General features: G+C 51.4%; 32 protein-coding genes and 1 pseudogene. 15 read left to right on the top strand and 18 right to left on the bottom strand.

All coding sequences use genetic code 11. The features are described from left to right. Positions 1–58: 58 nt before the first annotated feature. Genes IM300_RS00300 through IM300_RS00325 form a run of 6 tightly spaced genes read right to left on the bottom strand, consistent with a single transcriptional unit; the run spans position 59 to position 5942 of the window. Positions 59–439, bottom strand: a complete 381-nt coding sequence (locus tag IM300_RS00300; RefSeq protein ID WP_193034759.1) for a hypothetical protein — start codon at positions 437–439, stop codon at positions 59–61. Then, a complete protein-coding gene (locus IM300_RS00305; RefSeq protein ID WP_193034764.1) occupies positions 432–1715 on the bottom strand; it encodes a S49 family peptidase in 1284 nt (427 codons plus the stop codon). The genes IM300_RS00300 and IM300_RS00305 overlap by 8 nt, the downstream gene beginning before the upstream one ends. After that, positions 1702–3291 carry a phage portal protein gene (locus tag IM300_RS00310; RefSeq protein WP_193034766.1) on the bottom strand — a complete coding sequence of 530 codons (1590 nt, stop codon included), beginning with the start codon at positions 3289–3291 and terminating at the stop codon, positions 1702–1704. Before IM300_RS00310 ends, IM300_RS00305 begins: the two co-directional genes overlap by 14 nt. After that, complete coding sequence (gpW, locus tag IM300_RS00315) at positions 3288–3521, bottom strand: gpW family head-tail joining protein (RefSeq protein ID WP_193034768.1); 234 nt, start codon at positions 3519–3521, stop codon at positions 3288–3290. Before gpW ends, IM300_RS00310 begins: the two co-directional genes overlap by 4 nt. Next, complete coding sequence (locus IM300_RS00320) at positions 3521–5422, bottom strand: phage terminase large subunit family protein (RefSeq protein ID WP_193034770.1); 1902 nt, start codon at positions 5420–5422, stop codon at positions 3521–3523. Before IM300_RS00320 ends, gpW begins: the two co-directional genes overlap by 1 nt. Continuing rightward, on the bottom strand, positions 5394–5942 hold the full coding sequence (locus tag IM300_RS00325; protein WP_193034772.1) for a terminase small subunit: 549 nt from the start codon (positions 5940–5942) through the stop codon (positions 5394–5396). Before IM300_RS00325 ends, IM300_RS00320 begins: the two co-directional genes overlap by 29 nt. 337 nt (positions 5943–6279) lie before the next feature. Between IM300_RS00325 and IM300_RS00330 the strand changes: the two genes are divergently transcribed. Next, positions 6280–6696 carry a DUF2000 domain-containing protein gene (locus tag IM300_RS00330; protein WP_193034774.1) on the top strand — a complete coding sequence of 139 codons (417 nt, stop codon included), beginning with the start codon at positions 6280–6282 and terminating at the stop codon, positions 6694–6696. A gap of 50 nt (positions 6697–6746) precedes the next feature. Here IM300_RS00330 and IM300_RS00335 read toward each other — a convergent pair whose 3' ends face one another. The 5 genes and pseudogenes from IM300_RS00335 to IM300_RS00355 all read right to left on the bottom strand — a co-directional run bounded on the left by IM300_RS00335 (position 6747) and on the right by IM300_RS00355 (position 9932). After that, positions 6747–7874, bottom strand: coding sequence for a right-handed parallel beta-helix repeat-containing protein (locus IM300_RS00335; protein ID WP_226841919.1), 1128 nt, complete (start codon positions 7872–7874; stop codon positions 6747–6749). A gap of 540 nt (positions 7875–8414) precedes the next feature. Continuing rightward, positions 8415–8597 (bottom strand): annotated as a pseudogene (locus IM300_RS00340) (Rz1 family lipoprotein); the annotation flags it as partial. Between the two features lie 207 nt (positions 8598–8804). Beyond that, on the bottom strand, positions 8805–9284 hold the full coding sequence (locus tag IM300_RS00345) for a TIGR02594 family protein (protein WP_193034778.1): 480 nt from the start codon (positions 9282–9284) through the stop codon (positions 8805–8807). Further along, positions 9277–9549, bottom strand: a complete 273-nt coding sequence (locus IM300_RS00350) for a phage holin family protein (RefSeq protein WP_193034780.1) — start codon at positions 9547–9549, stop codon at positions 9277–9279. Before IM300_RS00350 ends, IM300_RS00345 begins: the two co-directional genes overlap by 8 nt. Then, positions 9546–9932 (bottom strand): putative holin, encoded by a 387-nt coding sequence (locus IM300_RS00355; RefSeq protein WP_193034782.1) that lies wholly within the window; start codon positions 9930–9932, stop codon positions 9546–9548. Before IM300_RS00355 ends, IM300_RS00350 begins: the two co-directional genes overlap by 4 nt. 387 nt (positions 9933–10319) lie before the next feature. Between IM300_RS00355 and iraM the strand changes: the two genes are divergently transcribed. Then, positions 10320–10679 carry an anti-adapter protein IraM gene (gene iraM / locus IM300_RS00360; RefSeq protein ID WP_193034784.1) on the top strand — a complete coding sequence of 120 codons (360 nt, stop codon included), beginning with the start codon at positions 10320–10322 and terminating at the stop codon, positions 10677–10679. Between the two features lie 227 nt (positions 10680–10906). Next, a complete protein-coding gene (locus IM300_RS00365) occupies positions 10907–11416 on the top strand; it encodes a phenolic acid decarboxylase (protein WP_193034785.1) in 510 nt (169 codons plus the stop codon). Positions 11417–11580: 164 nt separating this feature from the next. On the opposite strand, the gene IM300_RS00370 is transcribed toward IM300_RS00365, so the two are convergent. The 7 genes from IM300_RS00370 to IM300_RS00400 all read right to left on the bottom strand — a co-directional run bounded on the left by IM300_RS00370 (position 11581) and on the right by IM300_RS00400 (position 18385). Next, positions 11581–12372 carry a family 16 glycosylhydrolase gene (locus tag IM300_RS00370; protein WP_370552230.1) on the bottom strand — a complete coding sequence of 264 codons (792 nt, stop codon included), beginning with the start codon at positions 12370–12372 and terminating at the stop codon, positions 11581–11583. Positions 12373–13147: 775 nt separating this feature from the next. Then, a complete protein-coding gene (locus IM300_RS00375) occupies positions 13148–13930 on the bottom strand; it encodes an antitermination protein (RefSeq protein ID WP_193034789.1) in 783 nt (260 codons plus the stop codon). Further along, positions 13927–14787, bottom strand: a complete 861-nt coding sequence (locus IM300_RS00380) for a helix-turn-helix domain-containing protein (RefSeq protein WP_193034791.1) — start codon at positions 14785–14787, stop codon at positions 13927–13929. The genes IM300_RS00375 and IM300_RS00380 overlap by 4 nt, the downstream gene beginning before the upstream one ends. Further along, complete coding sequence (locus tag IM300_RS00385) at positions 14787–15761, bottom strand: toprim domain-containing protein (protein WP_047364217.1); 975 nt, start codon at positions 15759–15761, stop codon at positions 14787–14789. The genes IM300_RS00380 and IM300_RS00385 overlap by 1 nt, the downstream gene beginning before the upstream one ends. Beyond that, the gene (locus tag IM300_RS00390) at positions 15758–17374 is read right to left on the bottom strand and encodes a DEAD/DEAH box helicase (RefSeq protein ID WP_193034793.1); all 1617 of its coding nucleotides are present in this window, start codon (positions 17372–17374) and stop codon (positions 15758–15760) included. Before IM300_RS00390 ends, IM300_RS00385 begins: the two co-directional genes overlap by 4 nt. Positions 17375–17801: 427 nt before the next feature. Continuing rightward, a complete protein-coding gene (locus IM300_RS00395) occupies positions 17802–18095 on the bottom strand; it encodes a hypothetical protein (RefSeq protein ID WP_193034795.1) in 294 nt (97 codons plus the stop codon). A 20-nt stretch (positions 18096–18115) separates the two neighbouring features. Continuing rightward, the gene (locus IM300_RS00400) at positions 18116–18385 is read right to left on the bottom strand and encodes a YdaS family helix-turn-helix protein (protein WP_193034796.1); all 270 of its coding nucleotides are present in this window, start codon (positions 18383–18385) and stop codon (positions 18116–18118) included. A gap of 149 nt (positions 18386–18534) precedes the next feature. Between IM300_RS00400 and IM300_RS00405 the strand changes: the two genes are divergently transcribed. The 12 genes from IM300_RS00405 to IM300_RS00445 all read left to right on the top strand — a co-directional run bounded on the left by IM300_RS00405 (position 18535) and on the right by IM300_RS00445 (position 23889). Further along, the gene (locus IM300_RS00405) at positions 18535–19212 is read left to right on the top strand and encodes a LexA family transcriptional regulator (protein WP_044596876.1); all 678 of its coding nucleotides are present in this window, start codon (positions 18535–18537) and stop codon (positions 19210–19212) included. A gap of 167 nt (positions 19213–19379) precedes the next feature. After that, a complete protein-coding gene (locus tag IM300_RS22570; protein WP_226841924.1) occupies positions 19380–19772 on the top strand; it encodes a hypothetical protein in 393 nt (130 codons plus the stop codon). 6 nt (positions 19773–19778) lie between these two features. After that, complete coding sequence (locus tag IM300_RS00415) at positions 19779–20120, top strand: hypothetical protein (protein ID WP_193034800.1); 342 nt, start codon at positions 19779–19781, stop codon at positions 20118–20120. Between the two features lie 416 nt (positions 20121–20536). Continuing rightward, entirely contained in the window at positions 20537–20755 is a 219-nt protein-coding gene (locus IM300_RS00420) for a hypothetical protein (RefSeq protein ID WP_226841926.1), read from the top strand. Continuing rightward, positions 20748–21113 carry a hypothetical protein gene (locus IM300_RS00425; RefSeq protein WP_193035077.1) on the top strand — a complete coding sequence of 122 codons (366 nt, stop codon included), beginning with the start codon at positions 20748–20750 and terminating at the stop codon, positions 21111–21113. Before IM300_RS00420 ends, IM300_RS00425 begins: the two co-directional genes overlap by 8 nt. Beyond that, positions 21106–21318 (top strand): hypothetical protein, encoded by a 213-nt coding sequence (locus IM300_RS00430; protein WP_102790069.1) that lies wholly within the window; start codon positions 21106–21108, stop codon positions 21316–21318. Before IM300_RS00425 ends, IM300_RS00430 begins: the two co-directional genes overlap by 8 nt. Then, a complete protein-coding gene (locus tag IM300_RS22575) occupies positions 21290–21511 on the top strand; it encodes a hypothetical protein (protein WP_023325729.1) in 222 nt (73 codons plus the stop codon). The genes IM300_RS00430 and IM300_RS22575 overlap by 29 nt, the downstream gene beginning before the upstream one ends. Beyond that, the gene (locus IM300_RS22580) at positions 21508–21732 is read left to right on the top strand and encodes a hypothetical protein (RefSeq protein WP_154060465.1); all 225 of its coding nucleotides are present in this window, start codon (positions 21508–21510) and stop codon (positions 21730–21732) included. The genes IM300_RS22575 and IM300_RS22580 overlap by 4 nt, the downstream gene beginning before the upstream one ends. A gap of 103 nt (positions 21733–21835) precedes the next feature. Then, a complete protein-coding gene (locus tag IM300_RS00435) occupies positions 21836–22258 on the top strand; it encodes a hypothetical protein (protein WP_193034802.1) in 423 nt (140 codons plus the stop codon). Further along, positions 22255–22563, top strand: a complete 309-nt coding sequence (locus IM300_RS00440) for a hypothetical protein (protein WP_193034804.1) — start codon at positions 22255–22257, stop codon at positions 22561–22563. The genes IM300_RS00435 and IM300_RS00440 overlap by 4 nt, the downstream gene beginning before the upstream one ends. Further along, a complete protein-coding gene (locus tag IM300_RS22585; RefSeq protein WP_000050710.1) occupies positions 22553–22762 on the top strand; it encodes a hypothetical protein in 210 nt (69 codons plus the stop codon). Before IM300_RS00440 ends, IM300_RS22585 begins: the two co-directional genes overlap by 11 nt. After that, positions 22717–23889, top strand: a complete 1173-nt coding sequence (locus tag IM300_RS00445; RefSeq protein WP_032625797.1) for an Arm DNA-binding domain-containing protein — start codon at positions 22717–22719, stop codon at positions 23887–23889. Before IM300_RS22585 ends, IM300_RS00445 begins: the two co-directional genes overlap by 46 nt. Positions 23890–23898 lie beyond the last annotated feature (9 nt).

Raw genomic sequence — 23898 nt, forward strand, 5'->3', positions numbered from 1 at the left:
AATTTTTCTCACAAAAAAACCGCCCGGAGGCGGTGATAAAAAAGGACAGAAAAAAGAATTAACCGAGATGGATAGCGGTGCCGGCAAAAGCGGTGCTTTTCTCTGCCTCCGTCAGCTCACGCTCTGAAGCTTTGGCCTCGCCGCCGTCAGCTCCGCCGTCGCTCTCGGTCACTTTCGGCCAGGCAACCTGCGAGGCGCGGAATCCGCCCCTGATGTAATAGCAGACGGCATCGCCCGCGACCGCATCAGTGACCATCGCGGTCAGCCCGATGGCCGTGCCCTGAGTGCCGTCCCAGAGCGCCAGCGTGCCGTCGGCTGAGACCATCAGCGGCGTCAGGCGTGCGGCGTTCATATCGGCGGACAGGATCCCCGTGGTGCTCACCGGCAGGTCAGGGCCGAGAATAAAATCATCGTGCTCAAAAATCTGAATCTCACTCATGGGCGGCTCCTTCCAGTCGTGCAGCGGCTTTTCTGAGTCCGGACAGGCGGCTTTCCTGCGCGGACGGCTTGCCCGCCCCGGTCTCCACAGGCTCGGGGGACTCTTTCGCCATCAGCGCGTCCAGCGCCGTTTCGGTTCGCGCCTGGGCGGCCACGGGCGAGGCCATCAGAATGGTTCGCGCGGCGTCGGCGCTCATGCCCGGCGTGGCGGCCAGCGCCTGCGCCAGCGCTTCGCGCCCTTTCGCCTCGTCGCAGGACAGAATACCCATGATGCGCTCACGCTCCTGCGCGGCAGCAGCCGCCGTCATTTCGGCGGTGTTAAGGTTATTTTCGGCGATAGCGGTGGGTGCAGGGGTTTCTGCGGTTGCCACTGCCGTGGTGTTTTCCGGCTTCATCAGCCCTCCTTTTTGCTTAAGAAATTCGGACATGGTGCTCACCGCGTCCGCGTAATTAATCACTTCATCCGCCAGGCCCAGCCTGACCGCCTCTTCGCCGTCAAAGGTCCTGGCCTCCGTGCCCGTCACCGTCTTCATTGACAAACCGGTATGATCGCTGACCTTCTGTGCGAACATCATGCGGGTCTCATCGACCCGGGCCTGGATATCCTTGCGCACATCTTCCGGCAGCGACTCGTAGGGGTTACCGTCAACCTTGTGCGCGCCGGCATGGATCAGGGTGATGGCCACACCGGCCTTTTCCAGCTGTTTTTCCACGCAGCGGTGGGCCACCACCACGCCAATGGAGCCCACGGTGCCGGTCTGGGTGATGAGCCGGCGGCTGCACGCCGAGGCCAGCAGGTAGGCCGCCGACGTGGCCGCATCGCCCGCGAGCGCCCAGACGGGCTTGATTTTTCCCATACGGGCAATGAGGTCGGCCGTATCAAACGCGCCGGACACCTCCCCGCCGGGCGAGTCAATGTCCAGCAGCACACCCTTCACGTCCGGATCGCTGATGGCCATGCTCATTCGCGCCACAATACCGTCGTAGCCCGTCATGCCGCACAGCGGCTTCATGTATCCGAATTTGTGAACCAGCGTGCCGGTAATGCCGATGACCGCAATGCCCTGCTCCACCCGGTAAGGCCGGGTTTCTCGTTCCCGACCACCTTCCCAGGCACCCTGCGGAGAAAGCCCCTCCGTGTCGGCAGGCTCCTTTACCGCGGTCGCTCCCAGCCGTTCCCCCAGCGTGTTGAAAAACCCCTGCGCCCAGGCGGGATCCATCATTAACGGCTGGTTGAGCACGCGGGCAGCGAGGTGCGGATAGTTAGTCCAGCTCATCGTTGTTTTTTCCTCGTGTATTGTCCGGCTCCCTGGTATCAGAGGGCGCGGTGACCGCCCAGTCCGGATCGCTGAGCCCCAGCTGCCGGCGGCGGGTGATTTCAAACTCCTGCTGCTCAAACACCTCCTCGTAGTCCAGCCCCTGCAGGGCCAGCTCGTGCTGGAAGGTGCTGAGCCCGGCGGTGATGCGCATGGCGCTCTCCTGGACCTCCTTCAGCCCGTCGATGGCCATGCGCCCCGCCCCAATCCACAGCGCGTTGGTCCAGGCGTTGCGGGCCTCATTAAAGGCGTACCGGGCTTTCGGTGGCAGGCTGATAATGGCGCGGGCCACGGCCTCCTCGAACCAGCAGGCAAACATCTGCGAGGCCTGGCGGGCGGCGATAAACCGGCGGCGGCCCATGTAAAAGCGCCAGCTGACGTTGGCGCTGGCCCGCGCGCTGGAGTAACTCACCCGGCTGTAGTCGCGGGAAAGCTCCTCGTAGGACACGCCGGTACCGGCGGCAATATTGCGCAGGATGGAGGCCTCGAGCGCCGAGAACCCGTTATCCGCGCTGCGTCCGGTCTGAAGGTTCAGGGAGTCGCCGGGCTTAAGGTGCGGCACCCGCACGCCGCCCAGGCGGATGTTGGCCCCCTGGTAGTAGGCAATGCTGTGGGCAATCATCCTGTTGAGCGGGTTTTCAGGGTCGTTAACATCCGCTCCCCCGATATATTCCAGGGCTTTTTCCGTATCCAGCTCGCTCTCAATGGTGGCGGCATACATGGCCTGCACGACGGCCGACTGCAGCTGGGTCTGCTGAAGGGTGTCCAGCATCTTGAGGCGCTCCAGCACGCTGTAGAAAATGTTGTCCCCGCGGGTTTGCCCGTCCTCCAGCGGCTCGAAAATGTGGATGAAGGCCGGGCGGCCGTTGCTCAGGCGTGCCGGTATGCGCCGGCATTTCCCCGTCCCCCGGTTCGGGTAGGTATCCTCCTCGATCCAGTACCCGACCGGCGCGCCGTTGCGGTTGATTTCCACCCCCGCGCGGCGCTGCGGCGTGTCCGCCCCGCGTCCCGGATTGCGGATGCGCTTGGGGCTGACCATCTTGAAGCAGGTCCGGAACAGGCTCCCGGGCGCGGCCTCCCAGACCGGCTGAACGCAGGCCTCACCGTTAAATGCGTGTGTGGCCACCCCCTCGCGGATCATCATGGTGAAGGTCCGGCGCCGCTCGATATCAATCAGGCAGTGCGGATCTTCGGCGTATTCCGACCAGGCGGCCTCCACGTCCTTCGCCATCGCCCGCGCATCCTCCCGGCTGATGCCGAGATAGTGATAGTTCGGGCGGTAGCTCAGCTTGAAGAGGTTGCCGACCACGTGATCCTGGTGCAGCTGCACCGCGTTCGAGGCAATACCGTTATTGCGCACCAGGTCATCCGCCCGGGCGTTGCCCCGGTAGAACGTGGGCAGCAGCGCGGCGTCGGGGCTCTGCTGCGGCGCCCGCCAGCCCTCAAGCTGGCCGCCAAATCCCGGACCGGCCCCGTTGTAGGCCGCCTCGCGTTTTAACGGGGTGATGCCGTCGGCGCATACGAGCTGCGGCGTCATACCCGGACTCCTGCTGGACGGCCACGACCGCTGCACAGGCCCAACCGGGATTTAAGCTGGCTGATGTAGCGCTCGAGGCGCGGGATATCCGCCTGGACATACTGGTATGAGCGGTTATTCCCGCCGGCATCGCCGCGCGACAGCGAGACGGCGGCCTTGCCGATCATCAGCTGATGCAGCGCATCCTCGGCCTCTTTCAGCCGTTTAAGCAGTGTGATTCTGTCTGTCATTACGGGCTTCCTAACTGACGCGCCATTTCGGTGAGTGATATGGCGGTATTTTTTTGCGGTTGTGACTGCTGTTCACTGAGGCGCTCCAGATTCACCTGGAAGCGGCTAATACTGATACGCAGCGCGGCCAGGGCATACACGAAGCAGTCGAGGGTTTCGTTGCGCCGCCCCTGATTGTCCCAGCGGTAGACCACGCGGCCGTTGAGCGGCTTCGGCACCAGCACCTCGGCGGTGATCTGCTTCGCCTCGGTTTCACCAAACAGATCATCATCAAGCGGGAAGTGTACGGAACCGGGGCCCTCTTCCAGCTGCAGACGCTGGTGTATCAGGTCCTTGGCGGTATCGGTACCCACCATGGTGAGATAGACCCGCTGCTTGTTGCGCGTGCGGGGCATATCCGCCACCGGGCCGCCGTACTTGCTGGCCCCCTTTATGGGGATGACCCAGAGCGGCCCCAGCTTCAGCGAGCGGCGGTAAACGATATCCGGATCGATACCCCCGGTATCCCACGCCCAGCGGCTGACGCCCATCAGGGTGCCGTCGGCGCGCCGGTACTGGCGGCGGATCACGTCATCCACGCGCCGAAGCGTCTCCTCGTCATCGATGCGGCCCAGAATAATAATCTTGTCGACCAGCCAGGCCTCTTCGCCTGCTCCCCAGCCCCAGACGTAGCACTCATAGCGCCCGCTGGTCTGAGAGTCGATGCCGCCTGTCAGGTAGACCGCACCCGGCGGCACCTGTGATGCGTACGCCTCGCGGCGGGCCAGCAGCACCTCATGGTCCAGCTGCTCGCCGGCGGCCTCCTCCCAGGTCTCGCCGAGGGTGGTGTTGACGAAGGTTTTTTGCTTGCCGGTATCACCTTTCGTTTTTATCCAGTCGCGGACAATCTGGCCCCAAGTTGTAAAGGGGCTGTAGGCCGTCCAGATATGGAACGTCACGCTCTCCGGCGCAGGTATTTCCTCATTGCCGGAGGAATACCAGTCCAGCCCGTCGCGGGTCCAGACGCCGGTCCGTTCGCAGACGTAGCGGGCGTGGATAAAATCCAGTTCGGGCTGACGTATAACGCAGCCGTTGTGCTCACATAGATAAAATACGCTGTCCGGCTCACCGGGAGTCCACTTGAGCCCGTAGGGCGTCTCTTTATCCCCGAACTTTAAAAACTGCTCCCCGCCGCAGTGCGGGCAGGCCACGTGGAAACGCATAAACAACTCTGATTCCCCGGCCGCGCGTTCAATCTGGCAGGAGCCGCGAATTTTTGGGGTGGAGCCGCGGATGGACTTACGCCAGATCGAGCCCTCAATTCGCTTGTCGCCCAGGAATGTGGGTGAGCCTTCTTTTTCGATATCGTCATCAAACGAGGCCAGCTCGTCATATCCCACGACGTCCACCGATTTTTCTCGGTAGTTTTTTGCCGCCTTCCCGCCCAGGCACCAGAATATTTTGCCGTGGCTGTAGCGCTTCATGGCCAGCGTGTTGTCTCGGTGCTTTTTACCGTACCAGGGCGCCAGCGCCAGCAGGCAGGGAACGTCGCGAATGGTGGGCTCCACGTGCGACTTCATAAAGTTCTCGGCATCCGAGTCGGTGGGTAGAAACAGCAGCTGGTTGCGCTTTTTGTGCTCCGTCATATAGGCAAAAACGGCCAGCAGCATTTTGGAGTAGCCCACGCGCGCGGATTTGATGACGTTCACGACCCGGATCTGGTCCGAACCCATGCTGTTCATAATGGCCCGCTGAAAAGGCAGCGTGACCCACTTCCCCTCCTGATAGGAGGATTCTGTCGGCAGGTAATACTCGTTGTCGGCCCACTCCACCGCCGAAACGGGAACGGGCCGGAACAGGCTGCTTAATCCGGCATTAACCGCGCGGATCATTTCATCTATCTGAGAGTCGGAGATATTCATCAAGATAAGCTGGAAGTTTACGGCCTACGCCGGCGGCGATGTTCATCGTCCGGGCGATCTCGGCCTTGATAAATTCGATGTGACGCTCGTCCATACCGGGATAGCGACGCTGTATGGCCAGCGGCATGGCGTCCAGGATGGAGGCGATCTCCCCCGCAATTTTGCTCATCGCGAAGGTACAGAAGGCGGTGTCCACCACCTCGCGGCTATCTCGGGCGTTTTTGAGCTCCTGCCCGGTGGCCTGCGCCTTCAGAAGCCGGTAGCGCTCGTAATCTATGGTACCCGGCTCGGGTTCGTCCTCGCTAACGGTGCGGAGTTCGTCAAGCTCCCGCTTCAGCTTTTCGGTTTCAATGGCGATATCGCGTTCCGTATACCAGGCGATGGCGGCCACGGTATCGTAAAGCACCTCGTTCCCCTTGCCGCCGCCGCGGGCAACGGGCATCCCCTGCTCCTGCCAGTTCTGAATCGTGCGGACGCTCACCCCGAAAATATCGGCGAGTGCTTTTTTATTGACCTCCATTGTTTACTCCTTGCACAACTCAGGAGAAAGGAAACGAAAATGCCGAAATGGACCTGTTTTTTGCCTTCTCATTTCCTTTCTTTCAGGGGGTGGTTTTTATGTTTTTCAGTGAGTTAGTGCGAAGAAGAACGGAAACGGAAAAAGCCCGAAAATTTTCATATGTAGCGATACTTTGCGGGTTAGCGCCCCCGTGGTGCGAAAAACGCCGGAAAGGACCCGTGAGAAGTAATGCATTTTTGATGACATCAAACAAAAATTTACTTTTAATTCATGCTTACCATCCTGCCGACCAAAGCTTAAGCGCTGGCTGATATAGTGAACTAGACAGGAGACATGAATGTTCGAAGATAACCAGAAAAAACTCTACATCATCGTTAACCGCAACATGGATGCAGCATTGCTCATGAACGCCACGGGACATCTAGCTTCAGGCATAATGCAAAAAGCTGAAGACAAAAACTTTCAGGATTACCCTAACGATGACTCCGGTCTAAATGCATATCTCAGCCATTATCCTGTTGTTATCCTGCAGGCCAAAAACAGTAATCAACTTTCCACTGCATTACAGAAATGCAAAGACGCCAACCTGGCGTACAATTTCTTCACCACAACGATGCTTGGTCAGTCTACTGAGCAGCAGATCCATGATACAAAGGTTACCTGTATTGAGAAGCTCGAGTTCGTCGCAATAGCTATCTACGGTGATACAGAAATTCTCAAACCCATCACAAAGAAATTTTCAGTTTACAGATGAGGAGCTAAATGATGCAAAGCCCTCGCTATTTAGAGGGCTTAGCTTAGTCATTATTTATTTAGAACTGTAGAAACTGAACTACAGTTTACGGGCAGTGAGAGATCGACCACATTCACTCGACATAATCCATCCCCATTGATTGTGTAAGTAGCTTTCTTGTTGAATCTATTCGCTGCCTTGATTTCATCTACAGAAGGTACTGAACCAGCGACACCACCAACCGCAAATTGACTTCCGACATTCCATGGCTGGGTGAAGATATTATCTTTTACGGTTATCGGGCCATCTGTAGGAATACCTCGGATGTAAATACTGTAGCGATTAGAGGTTCCATAAGCTCCATAGTCAAAAATGTTGTCATTTGCAATTACATATTTACCGCCATGTCCTTGTGCACCCTTGTGCATATCGAATTGATGGTACGCTCCACGCCCCCCGCCCGGTAAGATGAGGTTGTCATGGGCATTGTACCCATCTCCATCATTACCACTACCTGCAATCGCGTGGCGATTGGCATTGAAGGTATTACAGCTGATTTCGGTCTGAGCGTTACCGTTTTGTACTACAACGCCATACCCCAGCTCTGAACGAATGTTATCGTGAATGTAATTATGATGGACCTTGTTATCAACAGAGGTCTTGACGCTGACACCAGCCCACGGCCAGTTAAAGATTTCGTTGTTATCCACCTCAACACCGGAGGAGCCAGTAACAAACTGTAATCCAATTGTTTTATTATTTGTTGTGGTTTCACCGGATGGTCCCTGAATGCGGAACCCTGTAATGCGTGAATTACTTTCCAGTTCGAGAACCTGATAACTGTTGGCTCCATTATTGAGGTAAGGAGTTACAAGCAATGCACCGGCACTGCCATTTAACCCTCTGTCACTGAACACCGTCTGCCCGGATTTGATACGTAATGCAGCCTGCATATTCGGTACGGTAATTGTTGTATCACCCGGAACGTAGATAAACTTTTTTCCTGAATCCACATACTGCTTAAGCGCTTCAAACGTAGTAGCTGTAACATATCCCTCGGCATTTTCTGGGGTTAAGATTGCGTTATAACCAGCCCCACCACCGATAACATCACAGTTTCCGGGAGCGGCATTAACGGCACTCGAAACACCCACTAATAAAAAAGCAGCACAGAGAGATTTCATGATTCTGTTTTTCATTTATTTACCTTTTGAATTATTGGTTCCAGCGATTTAATCACTTTACGCCGACAAAATTAGAAACGACACATCACCTTAATTAAGGACTATCTTTGTAACAAATGTTTCCAGATGGCAAGCACTACTTTTATCAACCCTAACTGTTCTGGATTGGGTCCCTCCATAACTGAAGGCGACTCTGCAATGCCTGAGTCAAAAGTCTTAATCGCCTAGCGTGGAGCGCTTTCGCTTTAGTCGTACAGCAAGAAAAAAGCCGACTGCCATGCTTGCCAGCGTCAAAAGAAGGTAATCCATTTTCTACTCCTTAATATTGAGAAAAGCCCCGCTAATGCGAGGCGTAGTTGATTCATAGCGAAAACTTATATTTCAACAGCTTCTATGGGAATTATTTGCATTTAACAGAAACGAAGCTACGTTAATAGCTTGCCGTTCCTCTGTCGGCACCCGGCCTACTGGATTCCCGCCAGGATTTTTAATTCAGGCATTGCTGGCGTATGTAGTCCTGCAAGCCGTCAATCTGCTCGCGAGCCTTTTCGATGCGCTTTCTGAGGGTGTAATAATTTCGTTCAGCGGCTGGAGTAAGTCGGGGGCCGGCTCCATCATCCACGCCGGTGGGGCCGGAGGTTTTACCCGCTGGCATGGAGGGGCAACGGGCGTTGAGCCGCAGCAGCTTAAGGCCATCGGCAACATCACGCTCAAGAGCGTCAATCTGATTTTGTGCATCAGCTAATTCCTTCGATTGTTTTGCATCGAGGGCAGCAAGAGACTGCTGCCTGGCCTGCATGTCGTCTATGGTGTCGGCCTGCAGCTGGGTGGTGCTGTACACAGTGCGGTATTTATCCCGCCAGTCCACCGCTTTTCCGTAGTAATGGTCAGCGGTCCAGCCCAGCGCAACCACGGCCAGCACCAGGCCAAATATAACCAGCCTGTTCATGCTTCGCTCATTGACGGGGCGGCGCTACCCACCGGAAGCGGCTGCTGCGGATAATCCACTCCCGATGGCCAGCGATAACCACTGACGCGCGAAACGCTGAAAGCTGCAATACTCACCGCGTCGCCCTGGTTGCCACCCAGCACCAGCAGATTGCCTTTTTCATCCCGGCCAACAACAAAGCCAACGTGACCACCGCCTGTACGGGTGAACACAACCACGCAGCCGTATAACGGCTCCTTCAGCTCGATGCCCCAATCCAGATACGATTTTGCAGACTCGAAACGGGTGGAACGGATGCCGACATGCTCCAGCATGGCCCCGGTGAATGCTGCACACCACGGCGTTTCATCATCCTTAATGCCCCCGCGCTTAATGTCTTTCCACCACTGCACAATCAGCGGGTTGTTCTCTTTACCTTTAATTTCACGCTCACCGATAAAACGGCGGGCCTCTTTAATCCAGGGTAATTCAGCCATTAAGCCCTCCGGCCACTTTTGAAACTTTGCCGCGGACGAATAGCACAGTTACGCACAGCGACAGGTTTATAACGAATTGCGCCCAGTCCGTCTGGCCCGTTCCCGTACAGATCCGGAAAACCTTCCAGCCGCAGGCGAGGATAAGCGCGTAGGCCACCAGCGAAATAATACGGCTCCGCTCACGCTTGCGGACAACCAGCAAGCGCAGCATCGTGATCAGGCACGCCAGGGCGTTAGCTTGTAAAAGCCAAACATAGATGTTCATTCTCTGCCTTCCCCCTTGCGGGTACGGTAGCGGGCAAGAACTTTAAGCAGAACGGCTACTGAAATGGCTGAGGCCACCAGCGCACCAACCGGGCGGGAAACCGTAATGGTCACCGGCGGAGTGAGTTTATGGAGGGCGGCGTTAATCAGGGCGGCGATGATGTCAGCCGCCGTTCCTGCGCAGTACATCCCGCCGATAAACGAAATAATGGCGAAGACGATTTGCTTCCAGGGTTCATGCTCATCGGCAGAAAGCACGTATAGCGCCGCACCGCCGAGCGAGCACAGCATTACCGCAGGCGTTGCTTCCGGAAAGAAGGTGGCGATAGTAATGCCAGCCGTACCGGTTGCGATGCCCGCTGATACAGTCAGAGGGTCAGTCATTATTTTATCAATAAACTATTTCGATTATTAACAGTAAAAAATGAAATCATTTACTGCATAAGATTTGAGCCAAAAAGATTACTAACCCAGAAGGACAAAATATATTTCCAAGTGCTTTAAATTAGCATCATCAAATTTGATCAAAAAATGATCTTATTATTTTTATGAAAATGTAAAGTTTTGTTGGATATTCAAATCCAGTCCTTGCGCTTACTCACTGAATTTAAAGGGGTTAACATAAAAATTAATAAATTCGATCTTTTTCAATGACTTATGGGTACTTGAAACATTATGAAATCTTGTTTACTTTCCGAAACAAGTTTTCGCATAATAATTTCAAAACGTACCAACTTTCGGCTCAGCGTTTAGCACTCAAAGGAGATGAATGTGAAGTGGACCGTCATTGATACCATTGCCTGCCCTAATACCGGCATCGCCTTTTCAAGCCTAGTCAGCTTGAAAATGTTCAAATTGGTAATATGGTATGAAAGCAGCGTGTTGTTTCCACCTGGAGCTACGGTGGAACCTTATCGTAATGGAGTTGTAATTAATGGGAAATATTACCCTCTCATTACATACAACATCACAACTTACAATCGTGAAGCCTGGCAAAATATGAAAAATAAAATTATTTGCTCTGAAACTATGGGTAATGATTCAGAGTATTGCCTTTCTCCTTTTAGCTGTGCCCTGAAAATTTGTCCTCACGGAAAGAAACAGGTTACCTCTGTTGGTAAGCCTGACTAGACTTTCTGAGTCCAGTTTATAAAAGCCACGCAGCAGCACTGCGCATGGTCCAGACGCGGCGGGATGCTGAAGCGTGGCTTTGAAAGAGTGCTCTCTGAACGAGCTTTCTTCTGATACAGACTCAACTCACACCCTGTAACACGCATGGAAGATCCGCATAGTGAAGACTGTCTATACTTTTATCTCCCATTCTGGGAACGATAATCTAAGTGTTCAGGAGTCGTGATATGACCGATTTTAACAAAGAAGATCTCTCAGGTTTCACTGGAAAGCATCTGGTTTACACATACGACAACGGCTGGAATTACGAGCTCTACATCAAAAATGAAAACACCATAGATTACCGAATCCATAGCGGTATGGTTGGCGGCCGTTGGGTTAAAGACCAGCACGTCTACATTGTCCGCGTCGGTAAGGATATTTATAAGGTTTCCTGGACAGAGCCGACAGGTACAGACGTCAGTCTGATTGCAAATCTGGGAGACAAGCTTTTTCACGGGACAATCTTCTTCCCTCGCTGGGTTATGAACAACCCTGAGAAGACGGTGTGCTTCCAGAACGACCACCTCGACAAAATGGAAGAATACCGGAGTGCAGGCCCAGCTTACCCAACAGAGGTCATTGACGAATTTGCAACGATTACATTTGTTAACGATAGCGGTGTTAACAATGAGTCTGTAATTGCTTGTCCACCAGACCAGTTACCTGACGATTTCCCTGCGAATCTGAAACAATGACATCCTTCCCGCCCCACGAGGGCGGGTTTTATTACTACGCACCTTATAAAAAGAATGCCTACAGAATTATAGGCATGGCTCTCTGTCAAAAGCACCCATCAGGATGCTTTTAGAGAAAATTAAATTAAAATTTCAACGAAGTATTTCTTAATGAAGATTCTTTATCATTCAACTTCCTGCCAGACTCGCACATAGTCAATATATACCGTACATGTATCATCCAGTGGAGCGTTGTTAATATTGCCTTGTGCAAAACCAATAATTTCGTTTGATAGAATCGGAAATTCTTTGACCTGAGTGATTAAATCAGGGTCAGTGATGGTTCTAACAATTTCGCCATCGTAAGTGAAAATCATTTTTTCGGGTGTCCAGCTAACCCCAAAAGTATGATACCAAGAGTCACGTAAGCCTGGAACTGTAACGTTAATAGAAGATTGCTGATGATAATTGCCGTAACCTCCCCAGTGAATCGTTACTGCATATTGATCGTCATTGCTGAAACTTTCAATAATATCAATTTCAGCCCCTTCCCTTGCAGTAACGCCATCATACTCAGGAAGACCTCCTGATGCCTGTAACCAAGCGGCGGCGAGATGCCCATCGGTATAAGGTATATGCATCCTGCATTCAAATGCCCCGTATACGAAGTCAAACTTCCCTTGGCTATCAATTCGTCCGCCAGAATAAGTATTTTCACCAATTTTTCTTACATCAATCGCTAGTGCATCATTGCCCGAGGCTTTACGTACATTCTCTGGTTTATACCACCATTGCACTCCGCTATTACCGCTGCCTCTTGACTGTTCACGAGCGGTCCATTTGGTTGTATCCAACTGTTCTGATGCAAATTCATCACTAAATACCAACTTTAATCTATCAGAAAATAGACTACCCAAGTCTCCTTGAGGTTTAATATCCGATGGGGTTAATGGATCAATCATACTCATTTTATTTATCCTTACCGGGTTATATACGAAGGTTTATGAATAGTACGCTCACAACTTTATAAGAACATCAGTTTTGCAAACATACGTCATTCTCTTGGGAAGTCTATTGAACCTACTCATTTCTCAGTTCTACTCCCATTATACGGTCTACTACTGGCGGTTTTGAATTTACCATTCAACCATCAGCGATAATGGGGGGGGCAGCTCATTATACTTGTGCCTTTCTTCGAAGGTGCAATCAAGAATTGTTGCAGTTATAAATGATCGGCCACGTTTAGAAGTTACCGCTGGCTGACACTGAACCGGTAGCGTAAGAATGAACTGTCTGCACGCTATGCTCATGTGTGCGTGTTTCGCAATCTCGCCTACAGTGGCCGGTGTGGTACTCAGCTCGGTTAAAATTGCCTTCGCCTCTTCTGTCATACATGGCTGTTTTTTTCATGTCTTTTCCTCTCCATTCTTGGCGTGACATACAGATAACTCTGGTTGCCGGAGACAGCAAGCGGTGAATATTTTTATTGCCGGAAAGGCGTATAAAAGAAAAAACCCCGCCGGGGCGAGGTGTTCAGATTAGGGAATACGACGATATGACAGGGGTACTGATGCTATGCATCTTTGCGAATACCCCTGTCGTATCGCCGTATAACAAAAAACCCCGCCGAGGCAGGGTTTCAGTAGTTTATTTCGTTTGGACAGTATCTTCCACAATTAGAAGTATACAGGACAATTTTATGCAAAGTCAACGACAACATGCAAAAAAACGTCGCCAATTGCCCCGATCATATTAATAAGTCGTTGCCTTCTCAAATTCTACTGCCGCGTGAAGCTCCCCCTGCCGTAGAGTGTCCACCAGCATTTCATAGAAGGGTTTCCAGTTGCGTGACCATGAGGACTGATGAAGGTCAGGGAGGCGCTTCAGGATGGCACGGTGTACCGTCGCCGAGGAGATAGCAGAGAAGCCATTACCAGAGCAACGTTCACACGTTTTGAAAACCGGTGCGCCGCGTTCTTTAGTGGCTTTACGGTCGAGCACTTCGCCTTTACCCCCGCAACGACAGCGGGCATGGATCACTCCCTTACCGCCGCATGTTCCGCATGTACGTTTTACCAGCTCACGCTTAATCTTAGGGGCAACAACCTCAGCACCGTCTGCATCGAAAACGCCAGGGTGCTTGATGACATCCTCCAGCTGGTCCGTAAAGCCGGTACCGCTGCAGCTGTTACACGGCGCGCTGGTGGCCGCCGAACGGGAGTATTCTGCAAAGGCAAACTGCGCCAGCGTCAACATGCAGGCTCCAAGCGCATCACCAGCGGCTTTGCGGACATTTTTAGGAGCGTGTTTAATGGCAAACTGCGCCAGCGCCTGAACTGCGAGCTGCTCATCCGTTTTGCTGATCCCGGCCTTGCCGAAGAATGCCGCCAGGCCGAAACGCGCACGGCTGCTGGTGGTACCAATGGCCGCCATAACATCAGTGCCGGTGAGACGATCCGAAGAAGTCCCCTTAACATCGTCGCTGATATGCATTCCCTGAGGGCTGAAGTGTTTTAGCGATGCCTCAAGTTTCATTTTTCGCACTCCCCAACCAGATTAAGAATGACCGCCGCGCCGTGGTTCTCCATGTATTGCCCCTTTTCACTTTCAAGGAACCAGCGACATACCTCGATAGCTTCAGCTCGCGTCACGGGTTTGATGGTTTCCAGCAATTTTTCAAGGTAGCGCTCGCGGTCATATACGGATTCGTGATGCTCGGAGTAACCAAATTCATAGCCCTGTTCTTTAGTTGCAGTGTGACGAACGCTGTAGAGCCAGTCCCAGTAAACAAACTCACGAACAACGTCAGAAAGCGTATTGGGCTCTGGCAGTACATCACGATAGCCTTCAACAAATGCCCGGCGCTGTTCATCAATTTCGTTCATACGGCTGCCGTTAATGCTGCCAGCTTTCTTCTCGGCCGGAGTCCATCCCCAAAGGTGATCGTCGATAAATTTCGGGGAAGACTTGATTACTCGCTCGGCCTCCACATCTTCGAGAGCTGCTTCATAGCTGCCGAACGTGGCCCTGACTGATGCTGCTTTTTTGATGTCCTCCCGGGCGTTCCTGATTGCCCGTGCCGGGTTATCCATACCGATGGTACCGAAAGCGACCTGAAAAGGATCGCCACCATTCGCCAGCAAATACCGCGCGTAACGTTCCTCGGCCTCTTTTGGGGAGATTTCAATTTTCTCCAGTGCGGCTTCGGCTGCGTCCAGATGTGCGGGCTCGTTCAGACGGATCACCTCCAGCACCCAAAGATAAGCGTCAGTTTGCTTATGCCCGGTGATTCTCCGTTGCTCGGGCAGAGGCTTGATGTTTGCGAGGGCGGAGCTGTGCGCTGCCGTCGGGATGGTGAATAGTGCTTTATGTTCGTTGTTATCAGTACGCATTACGCAGCCGCCTTTTTCTTGAAGAAAACCACCTCACGAACCTGATCGCCGTTCATGAGCATGTCGTTAAAATCCCCGTTATCCGGGTAGTAGATGCTGATTTTTTCCAGGTCATTTTTTGCCAGTAAGTTGGCATGGGCGCATTCCGTGGCCGCAGCCAATCCGGTGGCGCTGTTTACGTCTCGATCTGCGAAAATAATCAAATTTTTCACACCTGCAGGAACACGGAATTTCTTCATGAATCCGCTGGTCATGGTGGCCCAGGTGTTAACGTTGTACAGCTGCTTGCAGGAAAGAGCCGTTTCGATACCCTCGGCAATTCCGAGGGTCGTCGCTACCGGGAACATGCGAATAGCGACAGAACGGGCATGATCCAGATAGCTTTCGTCCTGAAGAGATTTCTGGCGCTTCGCTCCGGCAGAATCCCTTAGTTGGGCTTTCCGATTACCGTCCAGCAAGGTTCTGTGCAGATAGCAAAGCTCGCCTTTGTCGTCCGTTGCGAGTGAATACAGACACTGGTAAACCTTACCGCCGTAGCGTTGTTTATCATTGAATTTCACCGCCTCTTGTGGGAGCTGATAAATCCCCCTGGCCTGCAGATAATCCGCCCCGGTAGTTCCTTTCAGATTGACCAGCTTCGAAAATTTGGACAGCACTCGATCACGGGCGCTTACTGCATCAGAAGTGCGCGGGAACGCTTCGCGGGTAAAGTTATTCCCAATCAGCTGGTCTATTTCCCTGCAAATTTCATTGAATGGCTTCCCTTGTGTCAGAGTGACAAGCTTCATTCCGTCACCGCTGCCGCAGGTACAGATCCATGTTCCCCGGCCATCCCGATCATCAATACGCAGCTTTCCCCGCGCACCACATACCGGACATTCGCCTTTAAAATGATTTCTGGCATTAATGGGGGGTAACCCGAAGTGCTCAAAAATCATTGCCCATTGACCTTTTGCCGCTTCTGCCGTCTTCATGCTCGTTTTCCTAACTGCTGTTTGATATCGCTAATCGCTTTCTGTGCTTGTTGTACTGAGGATGGAGCAACCGTGCCTGATGCCTCCTGCAGGCGCTTGGCCTTCTCCTGCCCTTTCGCATACGCAATCAATTTGTGCCGGATGAAATTAGAGACAGTCGGCGTAATCTCCATCGGGAAATCGCTCAACCCGTTAGGCCACTCGTCAAACCGTTCGCGAAAGGTGTTTGCGCACCAGCCATCGCTGACAGGCTTTTTCCCCTGCGATACGCGCTGGCGCTGATAGAATTTGATCTGACTCCACCAGGCCTGTTTCTCTGCCTTCGTGGGCTGATGCTGGTTTTTACCCAGTTTTTTGAGTTTGCGGCCGGTGTCGGTATCGACGTCCTCACCGCCCAGCGGCTTATGCCCACATTTCGGGCATACATAGACGCCAGCTGGCTTCATGTAATGGCATTGAGAGCATTCGTGTGGCAGTTTTTCAGCCCGTTCCTCAGCCGCGCGGCGCGCGCTTTCCTCCATCCCGTCAGACTTACCGGGAAGATCGTCGTACTCGATTGAATCCGGATAACCCAAACGGTGTACGGTGCCGCTGTGATCGAAGATGAGGCAGGACTCTTTACCCGGTGCGGTGCGCAAGCCACGCCCGAGCGCCTGCAGCCAGCGAATTTCGCTCTTAGTTGGCCTGGCGTAGATGATGCAGCGAACATCGCTGTCGAACCCGGCAACCAGCACCCCTACACTGATGATGATTTTCGTGGCGCCAGTTTCGAAGCGGTGAATGATGGTTTGGCGTTCTTCCGCAGGCGTATTCGCAGTCATAACCTCTGCATTTACGCCTGCTTGGTTAAACTGAATAGTCAGATAATTAGCGTGGTCTACGTTGACGCAGAACGCGATTGTCGGCAGATCCCGGCCGTTCTCCAGCCAGTTTTGGACGATATCGCCCACCAGCGTTGAACCGCACATGATCTCCGCCAGCTGCGCCTCGTTGTAGTCGGTACCGTACTGCAGGGAGGGAGAGGTTTTAACCCCTTTCAGATCCGGCTTTGTGGGCGCGTAAAATTCGTATTTGCTCAGGTCGCCGCGCTGGATCAGCTCGCCGATGGTGGTTGGCTTAATCAGTCGGTCATAGTATTTGCCCAGGAACGGGGAAAACGGTGTACCCGACAGGCCGATCACTTTCACGCCTTTTTCACGCAGGCGTTCGATATCCTGCAGGATGCGTTTTTTGCGCAGGTGCGCTTCGTCGATAATCAGCAGATCGATATTGTCAGGGAACACGCGACGAATAAGCGTATCGGCGCTGGCGATTTGTATTTTGAGGGTAGGATCGTAGTTTGGGTGATCCGCCCAGACATAGCCGATTTCATCACCCGGCAACCCATACTCCACAAAACGGTTTGCTGTTTGGGTAATGAGGATCTGGTAAGGCGCGCAAAACATTACCCTCATGCCACGACTGACGAACCCCGCAACGATGAAGGCGGCCAGTCCTGTTTTACCGCTGCCCGTCGGCGAGTACACCATGAAGGTTTCCGTATCCTTCCAGTTACGGCGCAGTTGGTTAAGTGCTCGTTCCTGTGCAAAATTCGGTGTGATCGTCAGCTGCATTGTGCGGACCCCGCGGTGATGAGATAATAATTCTGTGATGTGGTTTTCATGGATTCCCCCTCACATGGCTGGTGGCCTCCCCAAAGGCTGCCAGCCTCCCTTCTGATTCAGCTCCCCTGAAAAATCACTCTTCCAGAAAGAACTCTTTTTGTTTCTCAGCGTCTGAGCGCCTTGTACTACCTTGCTGATACAGGCGTTTTTTTAATTGCGCCCTTAAGACAGTGATCTACTTAACCAATGGATCTCTCCTGTTGGAAAAGACCCTATTCCTACCCCTACACCCAATCCCCCCTTACCCCCCTTTCCCTCTTCCCCATAAAAATGTACTACCTGCCTAGTACATACGGGGAATTGAGTTAGTGGGTTGCCAACCTGAACAAGCACCTTTAAGCCTGTTCTTGTCCGGGTACCTTTAAACCCGCAACAATCAGGAACGCGGTGGCGTTCCGGCCAGGGGAGGTTCGGCGGTATACCCCTGTAAAGCCCTGCCGTGATTTCTCACAAACAGGCGAAGCCGCATATTTGCTTCATGCCTTGCCCGGTTCTCCTTGCGGTATGAAACGGGCTCGGCTTCGAACGATTCCTGATACACAGCTGCATAACGCTGAATGGCTTTTTGTCGTGCTGCTGGCGTCAGACTCAGTAACTGCTGCTTGAGCCAATCGGCATCGGCCTGGCTATGCGCCGAAGGCAGTAAATTGAGAGTTTCAAACTGTTGCATTAACCACCTACAAAAAGTGATTACATATCCACTCGTTTTTGGTTAACCGCATCAAGGCCGAGCCTTAAGTGCGCAGGAATTCCATCTTCTGGGGATGGATACAATTCAGGACGCACATCATGCGGTACGATTTTCCAGCCGGTCATTTCACAAATGGGTAAAACATACCGAGGTGGGATTACTGATTTAGAGAACCATTGGTTTACGGCCTGCGGCGAGATTCCCAGGGCTTTCGCAATTGCTCGCTGAGATACAGCGGTCCTCAGTCGAGAACGGATTTTTTCATCCATATGACACCATCAAGTTAGAATTGATTTAAGGAGAAGGATATCAAGTTTAAATTAACATGCAAGTTAGATTTTACTCATGTACACTTAAAATCAAGGTTAGCTTTACATGTGTATGTAATGATGTTGGGACTACTACATCAGGAGGGGTAATGAAAACTGCGGAAAGGATTAATGAACTTTTAAGGCTCAAGGGGTGGAGTCAGGCTGAACTGGCAAGACAGCTGGGGGTAACAGCCCAATCAGTTCAATACTGGACAACCGGCGAGACTTCACCAAGAGGCAAACGGCTTGCCAGACTATCGGAAATTAGCGGTCTGCCCCAGTCATGGTTCCTTGGTGAATCTGAAAGTCCGAAATTTCCAAGTACGCATAGGAACGATACCCATGCCGATAGCGTTAGGTTCAGTGTGCTCGATGTCGAGTTTAGTTGCGGTGACGGCTCAAGTGTTAAGGGCGACTTCATTGATGTAGTAAGATCCATCGAACTCGATCCTGAATATGCTCGTCAGTTGGTTGGGAATAGGCCTTTCAAAAATATTGAGATAGGTAACGCCAGAGGCGACAGCATGACACCAACAATATCTCCGGGGGATTTGCTTTTCTTGGATAAATCAATAACTTACTTTGATGGTGATGGCATTTATGCATTCTGCTTTGATGGTGAATGCTATGTTAAGCGACTTCAAAAAATCGGCTCCAAAATGGTAGTTCTTTCAGATAACTCAAACTATCAACCTTGGAGTATTGAGAAAGAAGCATTCAACATGCTTTACATACAATCAAAGGTAATTTCTTCAGTTCCCTTCAACATCAATAGATTCGGTTAACCTTCTGAAATATAACGGGCTTAGGCCCGTTTTTTTTTACCCATCCCGCGCCAAAATAAATTTTATCAAGTTTAACTTGACGAAATCAAATCCCCGCCATATCCTCTAATCATCAAGTTTAACTTGATTAGATGATAAATATTCAATCATGACTAGGGGATAACAATATGCATACAAAATCCACCACAGAGCTAATTTCTATGGCACAGGCTGTACTGGTCTCTTTAATCGAATCACATAAGGTTATCGAACCTTGTGAGATTGAAGATAATCTTGTGGCGATTAACTCCTTGCTGGTTGATGCCTCAATTTCATCATCTCAAAACTCGTCAAAACATAAAGTAAGTGATGGACCTTTATCAGCAATAGCAATGCTCGAAGAGCTCGCAGCAGAGATCCGTGAAAGTACATCATTGCTAGAACTAATATTCAAAAACTCTCCAGACATGGGAGAAACGGATAATGCATTGGCTTGCCTCATACGCTCAATGATTAAAACTGGAGAAAAGGCTTACGGTTACATTTCACAGATAGAAAGTAATAACAACGTATCGGAGTAAATAACAATGAATAACAACTCAACAAAATACATAATCAGCCAAGTAGAAAAGATAATTACGAATATTTTCGAAAATGGCAAAATTGACAAAGATACTCAAGATGAACTTTTCCATGCGATGACTATGTTAGCAGATGTTAACACGGTTCTTAGAGGGCTAGAAGACGCATTTTTTGATTCTATTATTACAGCCAAGAAATTGGAGGCAATTTCTCAAGCATTTTGTGAAGGGTATTTCACAAACGAAGATAATGAACGCATCGAAACCTATTTAGCAGCGATGATTCATGATTATTCATTGAAATGTTGCCGAGAATTAAAAGACATAGAGGCAAAACTAGGCTCCTAATGGTGGAACTATGTATCAAAAAACAATGCCGGTAGACGCTTTAACTAGAAATTCAAGGTACGCTCTACATACTGACTTACGTAATATGAATAACATCGTTTTCTGTCTTTATAAAAGAATAGGAGAGCTACTTATTCTGGTAGACACTTTCAGCACCCGTAAAAAACCGAATAAAGAAGCCCAGCAAATAATTCAGGAATGCCCGAGCCTTAAACACCTCATAGAGAAATAGCTAATCAAAGCATTAGGGTTTATATCGGCAAAAAATGCTGTGGATAAAAAAATCTAGATTTCAAATTGGTGAATATTATGAGTTTTATAATTGATCGAGCAGCATATCAAGCAGCCCTTCTCTATGCCGCTAGTGGTTACGAGGTAATTGCGCGCTTGTATCTTAAAAAAGCATACGGAGTTAAATGATGGGCAAGAGAATCCCAACGACGGTAAATGCTCGTAACTGGACAGCGCAGGAAATGAGTGTGCATGCCGAGCAGTTGTATTACTTGCTTCAAACAATTTCTGAGAATTTCTTAAAAATGGAAGATGCCCAGCGCTTCGCATTGATTGAAATGGCCTGGAATCACTCATCGGATATTAACGCATGGTTTGGGGCGAACGAAAACAATGATGGATAATTTAATCACTACGTATCGCCGACGAATTTTAAAGGCTGCGTTATTACGCCACCAGCGTAAAACCGGAAGCACCTGCATCATTATTAATATGCTTAATGATGGAATAAACACAGTCGAATTAACAGAAATACTGCTTGATGGTTTGTTGAGACGATTCGAAAAACTGGCCCTCAGTGAATACGGGAATATCGACGGTGTAAAAGCCATCAGAGGAATTTACAGCAACGCAGTCGATGTGAATGGCAGCGGTGAGTTCCTGACAGAAAGCGGAAAGGCATTAATCGACGATCTCATTGCTGAGCTGGTCGAGTTTGCCAAGAAACAAAAATCAGTCACAGCGGAGACAAGCCATGAGTGATCAGACACCAATTATCACACACGAACCAGTAAATATCGTGCTGACAATCGAGAACGGGAAAGTTATCCACGCGCGCCCGGTTCAAAACGGCGAGGTTACAGCATCGCTGGAGACTTTTTTATGGATGGCTGAACGCGCCGGTTACACGATCACCCCACCTGCAGGAGAGAAGGAAAATGGCCCTGACAGCGATACGAATTCCTGAGTGGGTGCACCTGCAGGCGGTCCATGTACTCCGCCAGTTCAGAGCCAGGCGAATTCATCCCTGCCGTATGCACGGCTCCGGAAATCTGAGCCTGAGGGTTAATCGTCGCTGGCGGCTGCTGTCCCGAGACGGCGGCCAGAACTGGGAAGTGATGAGCCATGAACGATACAGCAAACTGAAGGACAGAAAATGAAAATTCAATATCAGGACTATGGCGCTGTAGCGAACATCGTTATCACAAGCACTCTTTTTGAGTTCCGTAAACATAACAGAGTGGTAGATGTCACGTTGCTACACACACCCGGCATCGTGGCAACCCGTAGCGGGATGTTCTTCATGAGAACTGTTTTATCCGGCAAGTCTCGGGACATGCTGCGTGCATACAGAGCTGTTTTTCGGGAGGCGTCACGATGAAGTATTTCCTTCTCTCTGTGCTGCTTGGCCTGTTGCTGGTGGCCGTCCTTTTCGGCGCGCTGATTGAGTATAAATTTTTGTTGAATTTCTGACGGTGTTCAAGATGGCAAAAGATTTTTTCGACGTGGAGAGAGTACCAGCGGATCGTGTTGCAGCGAGGGTAATCGGTAAGGGCATTGATTGGCAGCCAAACAAAAAACGCGAGCAGGGGGATAGCGAAACACCACTCCCTACTCTTGAGATATGGCAAATGGATCGAATGCAGCGGGAACAATTTGATTTATTCAAGGGGAGAACCTTCGGGCGAATGACAGTAATTGGGATCGCCGCTATCAAACAAGGCGACAGTATGCGCTACGTGGTTCGTTGCGCCTGCGGTACATACACGTATCGGAGAGCAAAGGCGATTAAAAATCCAAATAACAACATGGATTGCTGTGATTACTGTAGACATCTGCTGCATTTGAAAAGGGATGAAATCCATCGCCGAACAGGAAAAAACGTCAAATGGGAGGATTTGCCGTGAGTAAACACCAAGACATTATTAATCGCTGGATCCGTTTAGCAGCGGAGGCCAAAGAGCTCGGGCTCGCCACCATTCCGATCGACCCGGAGAACATGTTGATGGTGCTGGCGGAACTGCCGCCCAGTACGGCCGAGTTTTCGGCCGATTGCCAGAATGACTATCAGGCTGCGATCGACATCTTGCGCGACAGAGCTGCTCGCGAACTCGATGGTGGTTTTCGCGCACATCACAACGCCCTGATTTATGCAGCTAATGAACTGGAAAATGCCCAGGCTTTCGGGCGGGAGGTCAGCCATGAGTCTTGACTGTGTACCCCTTTCTACGTACTGCAGGGACGCGGGGGAAACGGTAGAAGCCGTTAACAAACGGATACAAAGGGGGTTATGGAAGGAGGGAGTACATGTATTAAAAGTCGATGGCGTTAAAGAACGCTGGATTGACTTAACGGAGGTTTCAAAGTGGGCAAGAAAGAACAAGGATCATTATCTCTCCCAAGAGGAGTAACCATCCGCCAGCATAAAACTGGCGACACTCTGGTTATCACGTTCACATACAAAGGGGTTCTGTGCCGGGAGCCCCTCTCCAAAATGGAAGCAAACGCGCGCGGTGTGAAGTATGCCGAGCGCCTGCTCGGGGAGATACAAAACCAGATCGTCAGTGGCACCTTTGAATATGCAAAATATTTCCCCAACTCCAAAAAGCTGGAGCTGTTCGGGGTAGTGAAGAAGACCAAAAATATAAAGTCTTACCTGGACGAGTACCTGAAAATCTGCCAGAACCGCAACCTGTCCCCGTCGACTATCAACGGTTACGAAAAATGCCTGTCTGCGCTGTCAGCTCTGCATAAACTCCACGTGTCAGAACTGACGCCAGCTGTCCTTAAAAACTGGATAGCCAGCCGGAAAACAAAGCTGAAAACGACCAGGAATAACCTTTCGTTTCTGCGCAGCGCCATCGATGAAGCTGTTACGGATGGCCTGCTGACCATTAACCCGGTAACCCTCGTCAGCGCCAGCCGGTACCACGTGATCGACAGCAGCCCAAGCGCCGACGATTACGAGGTGGACCCGTTCACGCCAGCGGAGACCCTCGCCATTTACCAGAGCTGCAGGTACCCGGAATGGGAAAACCTGTTCCGCTTTGCTTTCAATACCGGTCTGCGGAGCTCCGAACTGTGCGCGCTGCGCTGGCCTGATCTCGACACCATCGCGAACACAGCCCACGTTCAGGCGGCCAGTGTCGTAGGGGTACTTAAAGGCACCAAGACAAAAGCCGGTACCCGTAAGGTGGAGCTGAACAGTGAGGCGCTGGCGGCCCTGCAGGCGCAGAAGCAATACACCTTTATGAAAAGTGAGTTCATATTCAGCGATCCGAAAACGGGAGAACCTTGGGCGAACGCCGACGCTATCCGTAAAAAAGCATGGGTGCCGACCCTGAAAAAAGCTGGCGTGCGCTACCGTAACCCGTACCAGACGCGGCACACATTCGCCACCAAGCATATTAGCCAGGGCGTTAACCTCTTCTGGCTTGCCGGACAGATGGGACACAAAGGGCCGGAAATGATATTCCGCAACTACGGTAAATACCTGGCTGAATATGACGGTAAAACCGCGATTTCAGCCGCGCTGTAGCGGGGGAAA

Source organism: Enterobacter cloacae complex sp. I2, assembly GCF_014896205.1.
Classification (GTDB): domain Bacteria; phylum Pseudomonadota; class Gammaproteobacteria; order Enterobacterales; family Enterobacteriaceae; genus Enterobacter; species Enterobacter quasihormaechei.